Below are 20,876 nucleotides of genomic sequence, written 5' to 3'. Positions count from 1 at the left end.
TTCTGAAAAAACAATCGCAAGGATACATCAAAAAAACGACAGAAACATTAGCCGCCTCCAATGCATCAGTCGTGATTTTGTATAATTGCTTTATCTTTAATCAATCCAGTAAAAATCACTCAACCACTTTCATCTGGGTCGACAGATAAGACTCATCCTGATGCAATACCTTAATTAGCGGCAGAGTTAATAACTCATAGCGCCAGCCGAGCAAGTAGTTTGGCAGATCCTGTTCATCCTTATGACATACCACATGCTGATATAAGGCATTCAGCCATTTCTTGCGCATCAGCACTTCTTTAGGTACAGAGATTTCATTGGATATATTCTGGATCATTGTTTCGACCTTCTCACCAATCTCTCTGGATGAATGACGGATTGGGCGTGCCAGACGCAGTGGCCAGTCGGCCTGATCAGGCAGGAATTTCAACAGATCAAGAATAGTCTTGCCATGTTCACGGACAATATTGGCCCGGATGTCTTTCATCTGACTGAGCTGGAAATTATTGCGCGGGAATTTCTCTACCAGATCAATCATGGTCGAGTTTTTCAAAATAAAACTACGCGGCTGATTCAACGCCTTGGCAATCTGCTCACGCCATACAGCCAGTTGTTGTAACTGCATCAATTGACGGCGTGAATGGCGATAATTACCGACATCCTGATAAAGTAAGGCAGTCGGCGTTTCTTCACCAATTTCATGGGTCAAAAAACGGCAATCTTCAAGAGCGAAATCGAGCAGATATTTGCTTTCCAGATCCTGTTTGACTTTATCCGACAACTGCACCAGATAATGCACATCATTGGCTGCATACAGTAACTGTTCAGAACTTAAAGGTCGTGCCAGCCAGTTAGAGCGGGTCTGATCTTTTTCAATATCGACATCCAGCATCTGTTTCAAGGCATTCTGATAGCTGACCTGCAAACCATGTCCGAGGAATGACATGCCGACCTGTGTATCAAAGACATTGCTCAGGGCTTTTTTCTGGGTGTAATGATAAATCAGGTCAATATCTTCACTGCAGGCATGGAAAATATTCTGTTGAGCATTAAAAATCTTATTCAGAAATTCACTCAGATCCAGTGTTGTTCCATCCAGCAAATAGACATTGTTATTGACATTGATTTGAAAAACACCAAGTTTTGGCCACAAGGTGTCTACCTTAATGAATTCTGTATCCAGGCCATAGACCGGATTTTGATCCATAAGATTCAGGACATGATTTAAGTCGTGCTGATGTTGAATAAATTGAAACATAAAGACTGAGTCTAAAATTAGATGCTCGATGAAGCTATATTACCCGATATATAGAATTTTTATATAAAAATATGACAACCAAATCACACTTTTTGTTCCATATTTTTCGAATATAGCTTATCTAGTTTATATTTTTAATAATATTTTTTTTATATTATATATTAAGAGAATATAATTAATATTTCACTTAATTCGCATCCGGTTATGCACTGCCTGACTCAATGTATGACTATCGACATACTCCAGTTCTCCGCCTTGAGGCACCCCTTGAGCGATACGCGTCATTTGCACCGGTAAATGTTTACTGGCTTCAACCAGATAATGCGCAGTTGCCTGTCCTTCGACAGTCGCATTGGTAGCCAGAATCACTTCCTTGATCTGTCCCTGACTTAAGCGTTGCAGTAAATACGGAATACCGATTTCTTCAGGCCCGATTCCATCTAGAGGTGACAGATGACCACCCAGAACATGATATTTACCGCGGAAACTGCCGCTTTGCTCAATTGCCATGACATCTGCGGGTGACTCCACTACACAAAGCAGTTCATCATCACGCTCAAGTGAGGTACAGATATTACAGACTTCATCTTCCGTCAATGAATGGCAGATCGAGCATTCATGAATGTGATCGATTGCTTCAGTCAAGGCATGTGCCAGACCGATCGCCCCTTCACGATTTTTCATGATTAAATGCAAAGCCATACGTTGGGCCGATTTCGGCCCAACGCTTGGCAAAATGCGTAATGCTTGAACCAGTTGATCAAAACGATCACTAAACATTGCGCATACTTCCTTAGAATAAACCAGCCAGACCAGGTGGTAAGCCCATACCTGAGTTTGCAGATTTCATTTTCTCTTCAGAGATCGCTTCTGCTTGACGCGCTGCATCATTCATCGCTGCTGCAATTAGATCTTCGATCATATCTGGATCGTCCTGTAACAGTTCAGGATTGATTTCGATACGCTTCACTACATTGCGGCAAGTCATGGTAACTTTCACCAGACCGCCACCAGCCTCAGCATGCACTTCAGTTTGCGCAAGCTCTTCTTTGGCTTTTTTCATGTTGTTTTCGACTTCTTTTTGCATGCGCTGTGCTTGCTGCATCAACATATTAATGTTCATAAAGATCTCCGAACATATATTTATAAAATTAGATTAGATCTAAACCGCGTGTAATGTCGCGAATAATATCATCAATCTCTTCCAAACCAACAGAAACGCGAATTAAACCTTCACGAATACCCGCTGCTGCTTTGGCTTCTGGAGACAATTTACCATGCGTGGTTGTTGCCGGATGAGTAATGGTTGATTTCACATCACCCAGGTTACCGGTGATTGAAATGAACTGGGTATTGTCAATCACTTTCCAGGCACCTTCACGACCGCCTTTCACTTCGAAAGATACGATACCACCGAAACCGGTTTGTTGTTTTGCAGCCAGTTCATGACCGATATGCTCAGGCAAACCTGCATAGTAAACTTTTTCTACTTTCGGATGTGCATTTAAGAATTCTGCCAGTTTTTGTGCATTGGCAGAATGTTCACGCATACGTAAGCGTAAAGTTTCCAGACCTTTCAGGAATACCCAGGCATTAAACGGGCTCATAGAAGGACCGGTAGTACGTACATAACCAAAAATTTCTTCAAGCAGTTTGTGGTTACCTGCCACAGCGCCACCGAGTGCACGACCCTGGCCATCCAGATATTTAGTCGCAGAATATACGACTAAGTCTGCACCAAATTTGAGTGGTTGTTGTAACACTGGTGTACAGAAGCTGTTGTCAATCGCGAGCAATGCATCATTGGCATGTGCAATATCTGCCAAAGCCTGAATATCTGCCACTTCAGCCAGTGGGTTTGACGGAGATTCAACAAAAAGTAACTTGGTTTCTGGCTTGATGGCATTTTTCCATGCATCCAGATCCGTCAGATCGACAAACTCAACTGCGACACCAAATTTAGCCACGTATTTTTCAAATAAAGAAACTGTTGAACCAAATACGGCGCGTGAACAGATGACATGATCGCCTGCTTTCAGGTAAGCCATCGCTACTGCCATAATCGCAGCCATACCAGAGCTGGTCGCAACAGCGCGTTCTGCGCCTTCTAAGGCAGCCAGACGCTTTTCAAACATGGCAACAGTTGGATTAGTAAAGCGAGAGTAAATATTACCCGGCTCCTGGCCTGAAAATTTCGCTGCGGCTTCAGCCGCATTTTCATAAACAAATGACGATGTTAGAAAAATCGGTTCACCATGCTCACCCTCGAAGCTGCGGGTGTGACCGGTACGGATGGCTAAAGTTTCTAATTGATAGTTAAAATCGTCTTGCTGGCTCATCACTTTACTTCAGCCCAAAGGCTGCCTTTTGTAAAAAATTGCCAACATTTTGAGCGTCTAAGCTATTTCAGGTCAAGGCATAATAAGCAATTATTGCTTAGACTTCGACCAATTCTCCTTTGTATACGGATAAATTATTTACATGATTCAGTTAAAACAAAATATTCAACGCCAGAAGAAAAAATTAAAACACCTGAATGCACGGTTATTTAACTCGTCTTCCCTGATTCTTTCGCAAAAAACGCCCTTTGAATATATTGCTGCGACTGAGTTCTGCAAAATTCGCTATTATGCAGCGCCTGAAAAAAAGTACCGTGAGCCGTTAGTCTTTGTTGCCCCTCTTGCGATTAATATGGATATTTATGATCTGTATCCTTACCGTTCACTAGTCAAGCATTTTCAGCATAGCGGTTTTGATGTCTATTTAGTGGAATGGAAACGTTTCCGTTATAAACACCGTCACTTGAATTTCCTGTCTTTTATCGACGGCGCGATTCCTCAGGCTATTGAACGAATCTGCTCGCATTCAGGCAGTCAGTTTATTTCCTTGCATGGCTGGAGTATGGCTGGAATTTTTGTCACACTTTATACTGCGCTACATTCCCCTGAACATGTTAAAAACCTGATTGTACTGGGTAGCCCGATTGACAGTTATGCATCCGGTCGCGTTGGCAAGCTTTTTAGCACCACCAACAAGCTCATTTCCAAAAATAAAACCCTGCAACAGGCGATTCACCAAGGATTGATTCCTAAGGAATATATTCATTCGCCCGGCATCATCAATGCATTGGGATTTAAGCTCCTTGATCCGATTGGCTGGTTTAAAAGCCAGAAGCAGTTTTTGATGAACCTGGAAAATGTTGAAGATGTCTATGAACATGCCACCATGGGCAATTTTTTGAACAAGATGATTGATTATCCGGGTGGAATCAATCAGGACATGGTGCTGCACTTATGGCTGCAAAATCCTTTAAAAAATGGCTCAATGACTTTAAACGGCCGAACGATTGACCTGAAAAATATTAACTGTTCCTTACTGGTCGGGGCTGGGAAAACCGATCAGATTGTTACGGAACAGTCAGCTAAACCATTGATGGAATTGACAAGTAGTACCGATAAGACGTTTACTCTTATCCCGGGTGGTCATCTTGGACTGATGTCCAATCAGAAAACAGCCAATACATTCTGGCCGAAACTGACCACCTGGCTGGCACAACGCTCAACCCGGATAGATGCTTAATTCCGGAAGAGCCGGCAATTTTCAGGTATTTATTATTTTATTCAGAGGGTATGACATGATTCAGTCAGTGGCATTTATTGGTTTAGGCGCAATGGGTTATCGCATGGCAGCGCATTTACCCAAGCATTTTGAGACAGTTTATGTCTGGAACCGTACTTTTGCCAAGGCTGAAGAACATGCTGCTGAATATGGCACCCAAGCTGTCGCTTTAGAACAGGCAGTTCAGGCAGATATTATTTTTTCCTGCCTGCCGACCAGTGCCGATGTTGAAGCATTAGTCCAAGGCCTCAGCCTTAAAGCTGGCAGTATCTGGGTAGACTGTACCAGCGGTGTTCCTGACGCTGCCCGACGCTTAGAAGAAGCACTGGCTGAACAGGGTGTGATTTTCCTGGATGCGCCTGTGAGTGGCCAGACCATTGGTGCGGAAAATGGCACATTGACTGTGATGGTCGGCGGTAATGCGGAAGGCTTTGAAAAAGCCCTGCCAGCGATGCAGGCGTTTGGCAAATTGATCAAGCATGTGGGGACATCAGGTGCCGGCTTTGCGGTAAAAGCGGTAAATAATATGTTACTGGCTGTAAACCTGTGTGCAGCAGCAGAAGGCTTTTCCACACTGAAAGCGCACGGCGTTGACCTGAATGAAGCGCTGGATTGTATCAATGCATCAAGCGGTAAAAGCAATGTGACTGAAACCGTTTTACCACAGCGTGTTTTGAACCGTAGCTTCCCTGTTACCTTTGCCCTGCCTCTTTTAGCCAAAGATACAGGCATTGCACTTGATCTTGCGCGCGATGCCAAACTGGCAGTACCACTTCTCGCTTTAGGTCAAAGTCTGGTGCAAGCTGCTAGCAATCTGTCGGATAAAAATAGTGACTTTTCCAGTGCTGTAAAAATGTATGAATCATGGAGTAATATTACCATTGAGTAATATCTCGCCATTGAATAATAATAAACAAACCTAATATTGTGACTATAGACTAGCCACATGCAGTGATACTGAGGAAACTCTTATGAATAAGTTATTTGTTGCAGCACTCGTCGGTTCTGCAACTTTGTTTGGGGCTTCAACATCGGTTCTTGCATCTGAACAGGAATGCAAAAAATTGAAAAATGACCATGATGTCATTTATGCATCAAAAGGTTTCTGTTTCAAGGATCCTGAAGCAAAAGCAAAGTTTAATGATAATTGCTACACAACCAAGCCAAAATTTTCAGAAAAAGAGCAGCAACGTCTTGACGCGATCAAAGAACGTCAGAAAGAATTGAACTGTAAATAATACAATTCAATTCTGCTCAAGGAATGCACTTATGACTTACGATGACCAAAATATTTTTGCACGAATTCTGCGTGATGAACTTCCAGCAATTAAAGTGTATGAAGATGACCGAGTTCTTGCATTTATGGACATCATGCCACAGGCCGATGGTCATACTCTGGTCATTCCTAAAACTCCAGCAATTACCTTGCTTGACCTGGATCCTGAAGTTGCAGCCTATACCATTCAGGTGGTGCAAAAAATTGCCAAAGCGATTGAAAAAGGTTTAGGTGTAGATGGCATTGTACTCATGCAGCTCTCTGGCGCTGCGGCGGGTCAGACTGTTCCGCATGTTCATTTCCATCTGGTACCTACCTCTTTGCACAATCTCGGCAAACATGCTGCACAAATGGGTGATCAGGAAAAAATCAAACAACTGGCAGAGAAAATTAAAGCTGCTCTTTAATTCATTCTTCGTCCTTAAAAATGGAGCTTCGGCTCCATTTTTTATGCCTTATTTTTCATTTTTTATCACCATTCATAAATACAGTATTCCTCTTAAATGACTTTATTAAAACCGCATTACTCATCTACTGGATCAGCGTTAACTAAAGCAAAAAAATCCTGCACAGAATCTTAAAAATTAAAATTGCTCCCTTTTTAGATTTCATAGATCTGCAATATTTCCTTAACCATACTGACTTATTCATCCTCAATACTGAGCACCAATACAGGATGGTAGCCAAGACCGAGCTACTGCATACACCTCAAAAGACCTAAAAAAGTCTGATTGGAGCTTTATATGAAAAAATCACTTTGCATTTTCGCAATTGGGGCGAGCGTTTTCACACCGCTCATGGCAGTCGCTGCTGATGTCAAAGTCTATGGACGTGCACATGTGTCTTTAGATTATCTAGATGATGGCCAGGATTATAATGAAGTTGGAATTTCCTCCAATGCATCACGCCTTGGATTTAAAGCTGAACAGACACTTGAAAATGGCATGACCGTATTTGGCCAGATTGAGCAGGAAATTAACTTTGCCAGTGGCTCTGCAAATGATGATGTCGAGTTTGCTACTCGTGATACCTTTGTCGGTTTAAAAGGTGAGTTCGGTCAGGCACGGATCGGCCGTTTCGACAGCCCATTTAAAGTGGCGCGCAGTCCAGTTAACTTCTTTGGAGATATGGTCGGCGATGTACGTAATGTGACCCGAGTAGGGAATCTGCGTTTTGATGAACGTAATGCCAATAGCATTGAATATAAATCACCAAAATTCGGCAATGGATTTAATGTTCTGGGTGCACTTTCCCTACATGAAGCCAACAGCCCGGATGCATCTAAGGATGGTGAAAAAGATAAAGATAAGGCTTATGACCTTGCCCTTACCTACCAAAAAGATAAAGTTGATTTTGCAGCGGCATATGAACATTATGAAGAAGAAGCCAGTCGTGGTGAACGTGATGGTTTCCGGATTGCAGGTGCCTACAAAATCACGCCAGACTTGAAACTCGGTGGTCTGTATCAGTTCCTTCAGCATGACAATACCGAAGTCAATCCTGATGCTCAGGTCTTTGGCATCGCGGGTGAATATAAATTAGCAGCCAAGACCTCATTGCGTGGACAGGTCTTTCACCGTGATGTAGATGCCGATGATGCCAATGCTACTTTACTGGCGATTGGAATTGAACATCGTTTAGATCCAACAGTCCGCATTTATGGCAACATAGCAACTGTACTAAATGATGAAAACTCAAACCTTACCCCTTGGGCACAAGGTCGTACCAATACTGTAGGTGGCGTACGCGGTGAAGACAGCCTAGGTCTTTCTCTAGGCATGCGTTACGACTTCTAAGTCCAGCCTCCCTCACAAAGCTTAAAAAGAACATGCCTCCAGCATGTTCTTTCTTTTGCGTGTTTTTTATCAAAATAAATAAGATGAGAAAGATTGTGACACTGATATTCAACCCTTATAAAACCAACCAATTTAGTTTGATTAATTTTATTCTTTATTTTAAAACCAAGCGTTTTAATCAGATTTAAAAATAGGAGAATATTATTCCAACCAAAATAATCTACATTAAAATATATAAATATAAGCATTTTAGTCGGATTTAAAAACCAATAAAATTACATAAAAAAATATTTAGAATAAATTTTAACTCATATAAATATATATTTATTATTTTCAAATACTTATAAATATATATTTATTTAAACTGTATCGTCTATTTATTTTTTAGTTACAATAGATTAATAATATACAACAAGTCATATAACAGGCTTAGTCGAATGAGCTTAGTTCCCAAAAATCTAAACCAGAGAGTGGTTAGAGAAATAACCGCCATTTTAATTATCAAGGTTATTTTACTAATGATAATTAAAAATATCTGGTTTGATGCGCCTACTATTCCAAAAGATTTTGACACTCAAGTCGCCGAGCGTATCGCCGGCAATCCTTCCCAAATCAAGGAGACACGTTGATGATTTCTGAAAGCGTGGTCGATCTTTCGCGGTTCCAGTTCGCTATGACCGCGATGTATCACTTTATTTTTGTTCCACTGACCTTAGGCCTGGCATTTCTGCTTGCCATTATGGAAACCACCTATGTGATTTCCGGCAAAGAAATTTACAAGGACATGACTAAGTTTTGGGGAAAACTGTTCGGGATTAACTTTGCCTTAGGGGTAACCACAGGCTTGACCATGGAGTTCCAGTTCGGAACCAACTGGGCATATTATTCGCATTATGTGGGTGATATTTTCGGTGCACCATTGGCTATTGAAGGTTTGATGGCCTTCTTCCTTGAATCTACTTTCATTGGTTTATTCTTCTTCGGTTGGGACCGTTTATCCAAAGTACAGCATCTGGGCGTGACCTGGTTAGTTGCACTGGGATCTAACATGTCTGCACTGTGGATTCTGGTTGCCAATGGCTGGATGCAAAACCCGGTTGGTTCAGCATTCAACTATGAAACCATGCGTATGGAAATGGTGGACTTTGCAGCACTGATCTTTAACCCGGTTGCACAGGTTAAATTCGTACATACTGTTTCTGCAGGTTATGTGACTGGTGCCATCTTCGTACTGGCGATTTCAAGTTACTATATGCTGAAAAAACGTGACTTGCCATTTGCACGCCGTTCATTTGCGATTGCTGCCATTTTCGGCTTAGCCTCAACTCTTTCTGTGATCCTGCTGGGCGATGAGTCTGGTTATGAAATTGGTGATGTACAGAAAACCAAACTGGCTGCGATTGAAGCAGAATGGGAAACTGAACCAGCACCTGCAGCATTTACTTTATTTGGCTTCCCAAATAAAGAAACCATGTCTACCGATTATGCTGTGAAAATTCCTTATGTTATGGGGATTATCGCTACACGTTCTGTAGATACGCCTGTTACCGGTATTAAAGACCTGCTGGTTGAACATGAAGGTCGTATCCGAAACGGTATGGTGGCTTATGAACAACTGGAAAAACTACGTGCTGGTGATCAGTCTCCTGAGCTGAAAGCTGCATTTGCAGAAACTCAAAAAGATTTGGGCTACGGTCTGCTTCTGAAAAAATATACTGCAAATGTTGTAGATGCTTCTGACGAGCAAATTAAGGCAGCAGCAAAAGATACTATTCCACATGTACCAAGCCTGTTCTGGGCATTTCGTGCCATGGTCGCTTCTGGCTTCCTGATGCTGGTTCTATTTGTTCTTGCAACTTTTGCGGTGGCTAAACGCAATGCAGAAAACAAACCTTGGTTATTAAAATTTGCATTATTTGCACTACCACTTCCATGGATTGCGGCACAAACTGGCTGGTTTGTTGCTGAAGTAGGTCGTCAACCTTGGACTATTGGTGAGGTTCTGCCTACACATTTATCGACTTCAAGCTTAAGCACAGGCGATGTATGGGGTTCAATCATTGCATTAGCAGCGTTCTACACTGTACTGCTGATCATTGAAATGTACTTAATGATTAAATTCTCACGCCTTGGCCCAAGTTCTCTACATACTGGTAAATACCACTTCGAGAAACTTGAAGCTGCAAAAAAGGCAAATGAGGAGGCTCAAGCATGATCGAATATGAATTACTCAAAATAATCTGGTGGGTACTGGTTGGCGTCTTGCTGATTGGTTTCGCCCTGACTGATGGCTTTGATATGGGCTCCATGGCGATCATGCCATTCGTGGGTCAGAATGATGAAGAACGTCGTGCGGCAATCAATACGATTGCCCCGCATTGGGATGGTAACCAGGTCTGGTTTATTACTGCGGGTGGTGCCCTGTTTGCTGCCTGGCCAATGGTTTATGCAACTGCCTTTTCTGGTATGTACTGGGCACTTCTGCTTGTTCTGTTTGCCTTATTCCTGCGTCCAGTAGGATTCGACTATCGCTCCAAACTGGAAAATACCAAATGGCGTAATGCCTGGGATTGGGGCCTAGCAGTTGGTGGTGCTGTGCCTGCACTGGTTTTCGGTGTCGCATTCGGCAATATGTTCCTGGGTGTTCCATTTACATTAGACGAAACAGTTCGTTCGACTTATTCTGGCAGCTTCTTTGCCCTGCTCAATCCATTTGCACTGGTATGTGGTGTTGTCAGCTTATCTATGCTGTGTGCACACGGTGGTGCATGGTTGATGCTACGTACAGATGGCGATTTACGTGAACGTTCTGCCAAAGCAACCAAAATCATGGGGATTGTTTATCTGGTAGCTTTCCTGGCTGCAGGCGCTTGGCTGTACTTTGGTGGTATTCAAGGCTACACCCTGGTTACACCTTTTGATACCAATGGTGTTGCCAACCCGCTTGCCAAAGAAGTGATGACCAATGCCAATCCAGGCTGGATGAACAACTATTCGACTTATCCAATCACAATGGCTGCTCCAATTGCCGGCATTTTGGGTGGCTTGATCATTGTACTGGCAGCAGGTAAAAATAAAGCAGGCCTGAGCTTCCTGGGTTCATCCCTGGCAGTGATCGGTGCAATTTTGACTGCCGGTTTTGCCCTGTTCCCATTCCTGATGCCATCTAGCATCAACCCAGTTGCAAGCTTAACCATGTGGGATGCGGTCTCCAGCCAAAATACCTTAACTGTGATGACTGTAGCTGCATGCATTTTCGTTCCACTGATTCTGTGCTACACCACTTGGTGTTACTACAAGATGTGGGGCGTGATTACCAAAAAACATATTCAAGAGAATTCACACAGCCTGTACTAAGGCTGTGTCTTAGGAGATAAAATTATGTGGTATTTCGCATGGATTCTCGGCATTTTGATGGCCTGTTTCGCTGGTGTACTCAGTGCACTGTATATTGAAAATCATCAAGACCTGGATGAGAAATAAGAGATGACAGACGCTGCAGTTGAACAAGTAAAGATAGAAAAAAAATCTAACCCTTTTGCAATGGTGATTTCTTGCCTATTGGCTTTTCCACTCGCAGCGGTGTTGCTGGTTCATCCTGCTGCAATGCTGGATGCCAACGGGGAATATAGCCACCGCGCCATGATGTTTATCATGATCGGCATTTCAGGCGGTTTTATTCACGGGGTTGGCTTTATCCCTCAGCACTGGTTCTGGAAATGGCTATTTAGTCCGTTTCTGGCTTGGCCGTTAATGCTATGGGGTTATTACACCTGGTTTCTTAATTAGGTATTAAACAGCCAAAAACAAAGCCCTCATTTGAGGGCTTTTTGTTCTTTATTTCTTTTGTGAAACACAGCCTGTTTCATAGGTAGTTCCCAAATCCTGAAGGGATTGAGTAAACTGATTATCCAGTGTACTCACAAACCGGAATTCATCCTGCGCTGTCGCAAGATGCAGATTCTGTTCTGATAGATACTTTAACTGCTTTAAACCGGTTGCATATTCACAGGCTTTAGCAATCATAAGTGCAGGATGCTCACGTCGGTCTACCGATGAGTTCAACACGGCAAGTTTTAGCTCTAACTCATCATATTTTTGTTTGGTTTGCGCCTTAAATTCAGCCTGACTCAGTGGTTTGGCCCAAGCTGAAACAGATAAGCCCAAAATTCCAATGGCTATAATTAATTTATGCATTTTCCCCTCAACAATAAAAATTACATACGATTTATCTAAGTTATTGAATATTTATAGCATAAAGCTACTTTTAATAAATACGAGCAATAAAAAAGCCAGAACTGGTCCGGCTTTGAAAACTTACTTCATTGAATTTTCTACCGATGAGTATGAATTGACATCACAATACCCATCCCTGCCAACATGGAAATTACGGCTGTACCACCATAACTCATCAATGGCAAAGGGTCACCCGTTACAGGTAAAATCCCACTGACCATGCCTGAGTTTAAAAACACGAAGAAAAAGAAAGTCAGTCCGATCGCACCGGCATACAAACGGCCAAAGTTATGAAAGCTATTCATGCCAATAATCAGACAGCGAATAATAATGGCCGTAAACAGGCTGAATAGCAGAAACACCCCGATAAAACCAAATTCTTCGGCATAAGTCGACATGATGAAGTCGGTATGATGTTCAGGCAGATAACCTAGATGAGACTGGGTGCCTTGCGAATAGCCTTTCCCCATAACCCCACCCGAACCGATGGCAATTTTGGACTGGATAATATTCCAGCCTGCGCCCAAGGCATCTGATTCTGGATCGAATAAAGTCAAAATCCGTTTCTTTTGATATTCCTGCAACAAGAACATCCACAGCAGCGGTACTGCAATAGCTAAAGCAGCAAAGGCTCCAGCAATTAAACGCCATGACATGCCACTTAAGAACAGTACAAAGATTCCCGGAATCACCAGACCAATATTTAAATCAGGTTGTAATGCCACCAGTACGAAAGGCACGCCTAAAATCACCAAGGCACCGACAATATCCAGAAACTTTGGAGGGAAAGGTTTACGGGCAAAGTACCAGGCCATCATCAGTGGCATGGCAAACTTCATTACCTCACTCGGCTGCATGCTCCCCACACCCGGCAACGTAATCCAGCGGGTTGCCCCAAGACGCTTTTCACCAATCACAAAGACCAGCAGCAGCATAAAGATACCGAACATATAAAAATATGGACTGGCAGCCTGATAGACCTTGGGTGGTACTTGGGCACAGATAAACATTACCACAAAACCCACACCAAAACTGATCGCCTGGCGAATCACCATCCCCGAATCTTCAGAGGTGGCACTGTAAACCACCATCAGACCCAAGATCGCATTTAAAATCAGGAAACAAAGCAGCCATGGATCAAGGTGCAACTTGGTCCATCGGGAGGCATTCTGGGGATTAATACTACGTCCATCGCGTGCGGACTGCCGCAAAAAACGATACTGCTGTGAAGGGATCATTGGCCCACGGGTAGAAAATTCATGATGGCAAAATTATAAGTTAAAGTGCTCCGGAATAAATCGCCATTGACCGATTTATTCCATTTTTATTGCAATATATTTAGCGCTGGACAGCCAGAATCAACTTCGCCAGTTCCAGATCATCTGGATAGGTAATTTTAATATTATCGGAACGCCCCTGTACTACTTGGACGGGTTCATCTATATGTTCCAGTGCACTGGCTTCATCGGTAATGGTAGCACCATCTGCGAGTGCCTGCTGAATCGCACGCTTCAAAGTTCCAAGTTTCGCCATTTGTGGTGTTTGCGCCTGCCATAATGTCGAACGATCTACTGTCATTTCAATACCATGATCCTTTACGACACGTTTTAAGGTATCCCGTACCGGAATGGCCAGAATCGCAGCCTGATCAGTTTGAATTGCTGTATTGACCAGATCAATCAGGGAGCTTTGACTCACACAAGGACGGGCTGCATCATGCACCAAAACCCAATCCTCTTCTGAAGCAATCTCAGATAAATATTCCAAGGCATTTAGTACAGAGTTGACGCGCTCTGCACCGCCCAAGCAAAAATGTGCTTTATCCAGATGAGAAAGTGGCAGAGTCTTGGCAACATCATCCTGTGCACCAATCGCAAGGACATAACCTGCTAATGGCAATTGATTCAGACGGGAAACCGTGTGTTCAAGAACGGTCCGTTCCTGAATCATCTGGTATTGTTTAAGTTCGGTTTTGGAAAATCGGCTACCGGAACCTGCAGCTGGTAAAATGACCCACAATTTATGGTGTTGTTGGAACATCAGCTGATTCATTGGTTCTCAGGTCTACTTTATTCGGATTAAGATAAATCGGTTTATATTGAGTACTAATAGTGCTCATTTGCACAAAGGTTTCATGCGGCTTGATCAAACCTAGATCGAGACGGGCATGCTCTTCGATGGCTTCAATACCATTCTTCAAATCATAAACTTCTGCGGCCAGAACGCGATTACGTTCTTTCAGTTCTTCATTCAATTCTACTTGTTGCTGAATTTTCTGGGTCAATGCCTGATGGTCATTATAACCACCCTCACCGAACCAGTATAAATATTGAAACCCTGCGATCAAAACGATCGCAAGGCCCAACAGTACTTTACTCATCAAGGAGTCGAATACATTTAACATTGACATAAGTCGCTTAGTTCAAACCTTTGAACTCAGCTTTACCGCGATATGCAGCTTGAGTCAATTCTTCGATACGAAGTAATTGGTTATATTTCGCTACACGGTCAGAACGGCAAAGTGAACCAGTCTTGATTTGACCTGCTGCTGTACCTACTGCAAGATCTGCAATAGTAGAATCTTCAGTTTCGCCTGAACGGTGAGAGATTACAGTAGAGTAACCATTTGCTTTCGCAAGGTAGATTGCATCTAAAGTTTCAGTCAATGTACCGATCTGGTTGTACTTGATCAGGATTGAGTTACCTACTTTCTCGTTGATACCGCGTTGAAGAATCTTAGGATTCGTAACGAACAGGTCATCACCCACCAACTGGATTTTATCGCCAAGGATAGAAGTCAGGTAAGACCAGCCTTCCCAGTCAGATTCGTCCAGACCATCTTCAATCGAGATGATAGGGTATTGATTTACCAGACCTGCAAGGTAGTCAGCAAACTGGTTGCTTGTGAACGATTTGTTGCCTTCACCAGCCAGGATATATTGACCATCTTTGTAGAATTCTGAAGATGCACAGTCAAGCGCAAGCATAATATCAGAACCAGCCTTGTAACCAGTTTGCTCGATTGCAGACAGGATCACAGTAATAGCTTCTTCGTTAGAACGAAGGTTTGGCGCAAAACCACCTTCATCACCAACTGCAGTGTTCAAACCTTGTTTCTTCAAAACTGATTTTAAAGAATGGAAGATTTCAGCACCGGCACGTAACGCTTCAGAAAATGAAGTGAAACCTACAGGCTCAATCATGAATTCCTGAATATCAACAGTGTTGTCTGCGTGAGCACCACCGTTCAGGATGTTCATCATTGGAACAGGCATAGTCAAAATCTTTTGACCACGAAGATCTGCGATATATTGGTAAAGCGGCGTTTTCTTTTCTTCAGCAGCAGCACGCGCAGCAGCAAGAGATACTGCCAAAGTTGCGTTTGCACCTAATTTTTCTTTGTTTTCAGTACCATCTAAAGCGATCATCGTATTGTCGATGTCTTTCTGTTCGAATACTGATTTACCCACTAACGCATCACGAATCAGAGTGTTTACGTTGTTAACCGCAGTTTTAACACCTTTACCTAGGTAACGTGCTTTATCGCCATCACGAAGTTCTAAAGCTTCACGAGAACCAGTTGAAGCACCAGATGGTGCACATGCACGGCCAACTACGCCAGATGCCAGGATAACGTCTGCTTCGATGGTTGGGTTACCACGAGAGTCCAAAATTTCACGTGCACGAATGTCAACGATTTGGCTCATGAACAATTCCTCAGTTGATTAATAACAGGATGCTTAAAACTGCATCAATGGGTATCTAATTTTTCAAATCCTTTCACTAGAGTATCCAGCTCTTTTAATTGAGCCAGGAATGGTTCTAGTTGAGATAAACGCAAGGCACAAGGACCATCACATTTTGCCACATCCGGATTTGGATGAGCTTCCAGGAACAAACCTGCAAGACCTGTTGCCATACCGGCACGCGCCAGTGTAGTAATCTGCGCACGACGACCACCGGCAGAGTCAGCACGACCGCCTGGAGTTTGTAATGCATGTGTTACATCAAAGAATACTGGCACGTTCATTTCTTTCATGATGTCGAAGCCCAGCATGTCTACAACCAGATTGTTGTAACCAAAGGCTGAACCACGCTCACAAAGAATTAGCTTGTCATTCCCTGCTTCCAGACACTTATGCAAAATGTGGCGCATTTCGTGCGGAGCAAGGAACTGGGCTTTCTTGATGTTGATAATGGCATCAGTTTTTGCCATCGCTTCAACTAGGTCAGTCTGACGACTTAAGAATGCAGGTAGCTGGATAATGTCAGCAACTTCTGCCACAGGAGCAGCCTGATACGGCTCATGTACATCAGTGATAATTGGCACATTAAAATGTTTTTTAATGTCGGCTAACCACTCGATTCCTTTTTCCAGGCCAGGCCCACGGAATGAGTTCAGGCTTGAACGGTTGGCTTTGTCAAAACTTGCTTTAAAGACATATGGAATATCTAAACGTTTGCAGATATCAACATAAGTCTCTGCAATTTCAAAAGCTAAGTCTTTCGACTCAAGTACGTTCATGCCGCCGAATAGTACAAATGGCAAGTGGTTTGCCATTTGTATATCGCCTAAACGTACAATTTCTTGTGGTTTTAATTGTGACATTTAAACTTCCTAGTTGTGTCTTAAACTCGCATTATTTAGTTTTTTGGTACTGTTTTTTCGCAGCATCAATGAAACCGGCAAATAATGGATGTCCATCACGTGGCGAGCTGGTAAATTCCGGGTGGAATTGTACTGCAATAAACCAAGGATGTGCAGGAATTTCAACAGTTTCTACCAGGTGTTGCACTGGAGAATAACCAGAAATCTTCATGCCTTTTTCTTCCAGCACTGGGATATAACGGTTGTTCATCTCGTAACGGTGACGGTGACGTTCGATAATTTCATCCGAACCATACACTTCAGCAGTCTTGGTACCCGGTACCAGTTCAGACTTCTGTGCACCTAGACGCATGGTACCGCCAAGATCAGAATCTACTGAACGCTGTTGAACTTCACCGCGCTCATCTAACCATTCAGTGATCAGACCAATCAATGGAGATTTGGTTGAACGGTTGAATTCTGTTGAAGTCGCATCAGTGATACCCGCCACATTACGTGCATATTCGATCACTGCAAGCTGCATACCTAAACAGATGCCCAGGAATGGCACACCGTTTTCACGTGCAAAACGAATTGCTTTCATTTTTCCTTCAGTACCACGTTCACCAAAACCGCCTGGTACCAGAATCGCATCCGCATCTTTCAATACTTCATTGACATCTTGGCTTTCAAGTTCTTCAGCATTGACATAGTCGATCTGAACTTTCACGCGGTTTTGAATACCGGCATGTAAAAGTGCTTCGTTCACAGACTTATAGGCATCTGGAAGTTCAACATATTTACCAACCATTGCCACACGAACGGTGTATTCAGGGTTCAGTAAAGCTTCTACCACATTATCCCAGTCAGACAGGTCTGCTTCTGGAAGATTGTCATAGCCGAAACGTTCACAGATGAGATCATCAACGTTCTGTTCATAGAAAGTACGTGGAATCTGGTAGATCGTACGTGCATCTTTACACACGACTACTGCACGCGCTTCTACGTTAGTGAACAAGGCAATTTTACGCGTCGTATCTGCATCAACATCATGTTCAGTACGGCAGATCAAAATGTCTGGTTGAATACCAATAGACAGAAGTTCTTTTACTGAGTGTTGAGTTGGTTTAGTTTTTAATTCTGCTGCAGACTTAATGTATGGGAGTAACGTTAAGTGCATCAGCATCGTACGTTTATGACCAAGTTCAACCATTAACTGACGTACAGATTCCATGAATGGGAGAGATTCAATGTCACCTACAGTACCGCCGATCTCAACGATCGCAACGTCATAACCTTCGCCAGCGCGAAGTACACGTTCTTTGATGTTGTCAGTAATGTGTGGAATAACTTGTACAGTACCACCCAGGTAGTCACCACGGCGTTCTTTATTCAGAACATCCTGGTAAACACGGCCTGATGTAAAGTTATTCAGTTTGGTCATTTTCGCACGACGCAAGAAACGTTCGTAGTAACCCAAGTCTAAGTCTGTTTCAGCACCGTCTTCTGTAACAAAAACTTCACCGTGCTGGAATGGGCTCATAGTCCCTGGATCGACATTAATGTATGGATCCATTTTTACCATGGTCACTTTTAAACCACGGGCTTCTAAAAGTGCAGCAACAGAAGCAGCTGAAATACCTTTACCTAGTGATGAAACAACACCACCAGTCACGAAAATAAAATGGGTCATTGGGTTTCTCGTACAATCGAGCCTAAATCGGCCTGCAATGTTGCGCAATTTTACTTTACCTTGTACCAATAAAGCAAAGTCAATCCGCATCAAATCAAAGAACAATAAACAATTGACTATTCTAACAGCAATTCCTGAAAAAAATTACAGTAAGTTCATATGATTTATATATTGCATTTTGCTGCTATAATAGGAACATTCACACCCTACACTATTCTGTTTGATGCAATGATGATGAAGAAACTTTTAATCTGTACCCTGATCCTGACTGGCCTTACACTGACTGGTTGTGTAAAAAAAGAAGCTCCAAAAGAAGAAGAACAAACCGAAGTTACTCCAGCATCTGAAGTGGTTGCTCCGGAACCTGTACAACTTGAGCCTGTTGAACCATTAGAATCAACATCAGTTGAACCGGTTGAAGAAGCACCAGCAGTACCGACTGTTGAAATCCAGCGCGAACAAACTGCGAATACTACGACTGAAATTCGCCGTGAAGTTAAAAAACCGGAACCTGCTCAATCAGAGCCTGCGCCTGCAGCTGAAACAAATTCAAGCACTGAGCAGCCTGCAAAACCTGCAGCAACACCAGCCGCTCCTAAAAACAACTCATCTTCTGCAAATAAGTCTGAAGATGATGCAGTTGCAGATGCAATTGCTGCTGCTATGCCAGCACTTGAAAACTAATATAATCCTTCATCAAAAAAACCCAGCTTATGCTGGGTTTTTTATGGTTTAAAAATCTCTTTCAAGCTGCCGTTGGAGTATCGGAAAGTTGCAGTAAATAATCTGCCATCAGACGAGTGGCCCATGATTCTGTCTGCATTAAGCCCTGATAAAAGCCACAATGGCTACCTTTTTTAGTGGTGACGACCACAATATTTGGCATGGCTCGAATGACATCCTTATACGGTTCCAGATTCTGGATATGACAGACCGGGTCATCTTCCGAGTTCAAAATCATCAATGGAATTTTGACATTTTCAAATACATAAATTGGATTGGTGGCCTTGGTATAACTTTCATAATCTGAAAAGCCTGCCAGCTCATAGTAGCGCTGTTCAAATTCAGACAAGTCTTTCACCTCAAGCAATTGCTTCCATGAAGGATAAATCTGCCAGGTTTCCTGATAAGGATGGATAAAACGTTTGATCAGTTTTTTAGCCATGACTTTGCTATAAAACGGATGTACATAGGCAAAACCGGTTTCAGTGTTATAGCCTGGGCATAAAGCAAAGGCTGCTTTGAGTGGGGTTTGCTCGCCCTCTTCACCCAAGTAGCGAACCAACAGTCCTGTCCCCGCAGAGGAACCCACACCATAGAGATCGGATTGAGGAAACTTGTCCTGAATATAAAGCAACTGTTCACGCAGATCTTGGGTTGAACCAAACAAGTTCATTTTTGGCACAGGCATTGGCAGGTCAGCATGACCACGGCGCAAACACAGAGCAACACGCCAGCCTGTATATTTATGTAGGTCACGCACCAGCTCCCGCATGGATTCCGGAGAGCCGGTAATGGTATGCAATAGCACAATGGTAGGTGTACTTGGCGGTAAATCTAAACCATACCAGGCAATGCCAGTAATGCCGCCATCGGACATATTCAGCTGCTCAAGCACATCATATTGCAGCTTAATCGTGCGTTTTTTTATCAAGTCCAGATATAGAATGTGCGCATGCGCATTCGATAACCACGGTGTTGGACGATATTTCTGTTTTAAAAGTGGTAAACGTTCAATCACACCAGAAAATAAACCATTCGGATTATAATAAAGTGTTGGAAGATCGGCTCCGCTAAAGCGGTCCAGATATTCACTTGAAAGTTGACTCATTTTTTTAAGCCACATTTTCATCTGTATTCCCCTCTAGTTTTCTATCAGTGATGTACAAACTTCATGCCGACTTGAATCAATTGTAGGAAATTAAGTATTAGCCTGATAAGCCTGAATCCGCTGGCCCATTTCTATAGCTAAGGCTTCAAGTCCAGATTTTGGTCGTATCATTACTTCAAAATCAATGATCTGACCTTCATCATTGAACTGAATCATGTCGATTCCCTTAAGTTTCTTATCGCCGACATTGGCGGAGAACTCAAGTACAACATTGTTACCATCTTCACTAAGAAATTCGCGGTGATAACTAAAGTTTTCAAAGACCTGAACCACATTGGTCAAGATAAAAAATACAACCTGTTTCCCGGGATAAGGATGAAAAGCCACGGGCGAGCGGAATACAACATCGTCCGCGAGGAGTTCATTCAATATGGACATGTCACGTGTTTCCAACATTTCATGCCAACGCATAATTGCAGTTTGGGTTGTTTGTAGTGTCATTATTATTTCCTTTTTGTTGTAAAGTCCCCCTTTGTAAATAGGGGGATTTAGGGGGATTCTGGTGTTTCAGAATAGAATC

At 42.8% G+C, this 20,876-nt stretch carries 24 protein-coding genes; 11 read left to right on the top strand and 13 right to left on the bottom strand.

All coding sequences use genetic code 11. The features are described from left to right. Positions 1–115: 115 nt before the first annotated feature. The 4 genes from FTV18_RS11355 to FTV18_RS11340 form a co-directional block, all read right to left on the bottom strand. Positions 116–1,258 (bottom strand): HRDC domain-containing protein, encoded by a 1,143-nt coding sequence (locus FTV18_RS11355; RefSeq protein WP_005235921.1) that lies wholly within the window; start codon positions 1,256–1,258, stop codon positions 116–118. Positions 1,259–1,441: 183 nt separating this feature from the next. Further along, the gene (gene recR / locus FTV18_RS11350) at positions 1,442–2,038 is read right to left on the bottom strand and encodes a recombination mediator RecR (protein WP_180018328.1); all 597 of its coding nucleotides are present in this window, start codon (positions 2,036–2,038) and stop codon (positions 1,442–1,444) included. Positions 2,039–2,051: 13 nt separating this feature from the next. Beyond that, positions 2,052–2,381, bottom strand: a complete 330-nt coding sequence (locus tag FTV18_RS11345) for a YbaB/EbfC family nucleoid-associated protein (protein WP_125279140.1) — start codon at positions 2,379–2,381, stop codon at positions 2,052–2,054. A 28-nt stretch (positions 2,382–2,409) separates the two neighbouring features. Further along, on the bottom strand, positions 2,410–3,597 hold the full coding sequence (locus FTV18_RS11340; protein WP_125279139.1) for an O-succinylhomoserine sulfhydrylase: 1,188 nt from the start codon (positions 3,595–3,597) through the stop codon (positions 2,410–2,412). Positions 3,598–3,739: 142 nt separating this feature from the next. Here FTV18_RS11340 and FTV18_RS11335 point away from each other — a divergent pair, with 142 nt between their 5' ends. The 10 genes from FTV18_RS11335 (at position 3,740) to FTV18_RS11290 (ending at position 11,737) form a co-directional block, all read left to right on the top strand. Beyond that, entirely contained in the window at positions 3,740–4,837 is a 1,098-nt protein-coding gene (locus tag FTV18_RS11335) for an alpha/beta fold hydrolase (protein WP_034171075.1), read from the top strand. Between the two features lie 55 nt (positions 4,838–4,892). After that, positions 4,893–5,765, top strand: a complete 873-nt coding sequence (locus FTV18_RS11330) for an NAD(P)-dependent oxidoreductase (protein ID WP_180018326.1) — start codon at positions 4,893–4,895, stop codon at positions 5,763–5,765. Between the two features lie 82 nt (positions 5,766–5,847). Then, positions 5,848–6,114 carry a YARHG domain-containing protein gene (locus FTV18_RS11325; protein ID WP_159124442.1) on the top strand — a complete coding sequence of 89 codons (267 nt, stop codon included), beginning with the start codon at positions 5,848–5,850 and terminating at the stop codon, positions 6,112–6,114. Between the two features lie 31 nt (positions 6,115–6,145). Beyond that, a complete protein-coding gene (locus FTV18_RS11320) occupies positions 6,146–6,559 on the top strand; it encodes an HIT family protein (protein ID WP_180018324.1) in 414 nt (137 codons plus the stop codon). A 336-nt stretch (positions 6,560–6,895) separates the two neighbouring features. Further along, a complete protein-coding gene (locus FTV18_RS11315) occupies positions 6,896–7,948 on the top strand; it encodes a porin (protein WP_180018322.1) in 1,053 nt (350 codons plus the stop codon). A 437-nt stretch (positions 7,949–8,385) separates the two neighbouring features. After that, a complete protein-coding gene (gene cydP / locus FTV18_RS11310; protein ID WP_180018320.1) occupies positions 8,386–8,577 on the top strand; it encodes a cytochrome oxidase putative small subunit CydP in 192 nt (63 codons plus the stop codon). After that, positions 8,577–10,163, top strand: coding sequence for a cytochrome ubiquinol oxidase subunit I (locus tag FTV18_RS11305; protein ID WP_125279135.1), 1,587 nt, complete (start codon positions 8,577–8,579; stop codon positions 10,161–10,163). The genes cydP and FTV18_RS11305 overlap by 1 nt, the downstream gene beginning before the upstream one ends. Then, on the top strand, positions 10,160–11,305 hold the full coding sequence (gene cydB, locus FTV18_RS11300) for a cytochrome d ubiquinol oxidase subunit II (RefSeq protein WP_159123152.1): 1,146 nt from the start codon (positions 10,160–10,162) through the stop codon (positions 11,303–11,305). The genes FTV18_RS11305 and cydB overlap by 4 nt, the downstream gene beginning before the upstream one ends. Positions 11,306–11,329: 24 nt before the next feature. Next, positions 11,330–11,431 (top strand): cytochrome bd-I oxidase subunit CydX, encoded by a 102-nt coding sequence (gene cydX / locus FTV18_RS11295; protein ID WP_004783742.1) that lies wholly within the window; start codon positions 11,330–11,332, stop codon positions 11,429–11,431. Between the two features lie 3 nt (positions 11,432–11,434). Further along, entirely contained in the window at positions 11,435–11,737 is a 303-nt protein-coding gene (locus tag FTV18_RS11290) for a cyd operon YbgE family protein (protein WP_159123153.1), read from the top strand. A 48-nt stretch (positions 11,738–11,785) separates the two neighbouring features. On the opposite strand, the gene FTV18_RS15745 is transcribed toward FTV18_RS11290, so the two are convergent. The 7 genes from FTV18_RS15745 to FTV18_RS11255 all read right to left on the bottom strand — a co-directional run bounded on the left by FTV18_RS15745 (position 11,786) and on the right by FTV18_RS11255 (position 18,465). Further along, positions 11,786–12,145 (bottom strand): hypothetical protein, encoded by a 360-nt coding sequence (locus tag FTV18_RS15745; RefSeq protein ID WP_227607366.1) that lies wholly within the window; start codon positions 12,143–12,145, stop codon positions 11,786–11,788. A 137-nt stretch (positions 12,146–12,282) separates the two neighbouring features. Continuing rightward, complete coding sequence (rodA, locus tag FTV18_RS11280; RefSeq protein WP_159123154.1) at positions 12,283–13,422, bottom strand: rod shape-determining protein RodA; 1,140 nt, start codon at positions 13,420–13,422, stop codon at positions 12,283–12,285. A gap of 100 nt (positions 13,423–13,522) precedes the next feature. Next, on the bottom strand, positions 13,523–14,236 hold the full coding sequence (ispD, locus tag FTV18_RS11275; RefSeq protein WP_159123155.1) for a 2-C-methyl-D-erythritol 4-phosphate cytidylyltransferase: 714 nt from the start codon (positions 14,234–14,236) through the stop codon (positions 13,523–13,525). Continuing rightward, positions 14,205–14,594: a septum formation initiator family protein gene (locus FTV18_RS11270; RefSeq protein WP_004783752.1), complete on the bottom strand. Its 390-nt coding sequence runs from the start codon at positions 14,592–14,594 to the stop codon at positions 14,205–14,207. Before FTV18_RS11270 ends, ispD begins: the two co-directional genes overlap by 32 nt. A 7-nt stretch (positions 14,595–14,601) precedes the next feature. Continuing rightward, positions 14,602–15,891 (bottom strand): phosphopyruvate hydratase, encoded by a 1,290-nt coding sequence (eno, locus tag FTV18_RS11265; RefSeq protein ID WP_034171067.1) that lies wholly within the window; start codon positions 15,889–15,891, stop codon positions 14,602–14,604. A 44-nt stretch (positions 15,892–15,935) separates the two neighbouring features. Beyond that, positions 15,936–16,793 (bottom strand): 3-deoxy-8-phosphooctulonate synthase, encoded by an 858-nt coding sequence (gene kdsA / locus FTV18_RS11260; RefSeq protein ID WP_004783756.1) that lies wholly within the window; start codon positions 16,791–16,793, stop codon positions 15,936–15,938. A gap of 31 nt (positions 16,794–16,824) precedes the next feature. Continuing rightward, complete coding sequence (locus FTV18_RS11255) at positions 16,825–18,465, bottom strand: CTP synthase (RefSeq protein ID WP_104426986.1); 1,641 nt, start codon at positions 18,463–18,465, stop codon at positions 16,825–16,827. Between the two features lie 228 nt (positions 18,466–18,693). Here FTV18_RS11255 and FTV18_RS11250 point away from each other — a divergent pair, with 228 nt between their 5' ends. Next, on the top strand, positions 18,694–19,149 hold the full coding sequence (locus FTV18_RS11250) for a hypothetical protein (protein ID WP_373686951.1): 456 nt from the start codon (positions 18,694–18,696) through the stop codon (positions 19,147–19,149). Positions 19,150–19,210: 61 nt separating this feature from the next. Here FTV18_RS11250 and FTV18_RS11245 read toward each other — a convergent pair whose 3' ends face one another. Both FTV18_RS11245 and FTV18_RS11240 read right to left on the bottom strand, forming a co-directional pair. After that, complete coding sequence (locus tag FTV18_RS11245) at positions 19,211–20,317, bottom strand: YheT family hydrolase (protein ID WP_166134882.1); 1,107 nt, start codon at positions 20,315–20,317, stop codon at positions 19,211–19,213. A gap of 69 nt (positions 20,318–20,386) precedes the next feature. Then, positions 20,387–20,797, bottom strand: a complete 411-nt coding sequence (locus FTV18_RS11240; protein ID WP_034171064.1) for a nuclear transport factor 2 family protein — start codon at positions 20,795–20,797, stop codon at positions 20,387–20,389. Positions 20,798–20,876 lie beyond the last annotated feature (79 nt).

It is taken from the genome of Acinetobacter sp. YH12241, from assembly GCF_013417535.1.
In the GTDB taxonomy this organism is placed as follows: Bacteria; Pseudomonadota; Gammaproteobacteria; order Pseudomonadales; family Moraxellaceae; genus Acinetobacter.
Note: the sequence above shows the minus strand (reverse complement) of the source record. Positions and strands in the feature narration are given on the sequence as shown.